1 protein-coding gene is annotated in these 414 nt (G+C 67.4%); it reads right to left on the reverse strand.

The window, feature by feature from the left end; all coding sequences use genetic code 11:
* Positions 1-414: hydroxymethylglutaryl-CoA lyase-like TIM-barrel protein (locus tag C666_RS19185; RefSeq protein ID WP_039919647.1), on the reverse strand; the 414-nt coding region annotated here is incomplete at both ends.

A 414-nucleotide genomic window follows, 5' to 3' on the forward strand; every position in this document is an offset into this window, starting at 1 on the left:
GCGCGCCTTGACCGTGTCGGGCAGCAGGTGCCCGGCCGAGTCGGTGACGTAGATGCAGTTGGCGCCGTAGCCTTCCATCAGCTTCGCTTGCTGCACCAGCCCTTCGGAGCTGTTCATGTGCGCCATCATCAGGAAGCCCACGGTGTCCATGCCGAGCTTGCGGGCCATGCCGATGTGCTGCTCGGAGACATCGGCCTCGGTGCAGTGGGTGGCGACGCGGATGGTGGCGACGCCGAGCTCGTGCGCCATCTTCAGGTGGTCGACGGTGCCGATGCCCGGCAGCAGCAGCGCCGAGACCTTGGCCCGCTTCATCAGCGGGATCACCGCGCCGAGGTAGTCCTCGTCGCTGTGCGCCGGAAAGCCGTAGTTGACCGAGCTGCCGCCCAGGCCGTCGCCGTGGGTGACTTCGATCAG

Source organism: Thauera linaloolentis 47Lol = DSM 12138, from assembly GCF_000310205.1.
GTDB classification, from domain to species: domain Bacteria; phylum Pseudomonadota; class Gammaproteobacteria; order Burkholderiales; family Rhodocyclaceae; genus Thauera; species Thauera linaloolentis.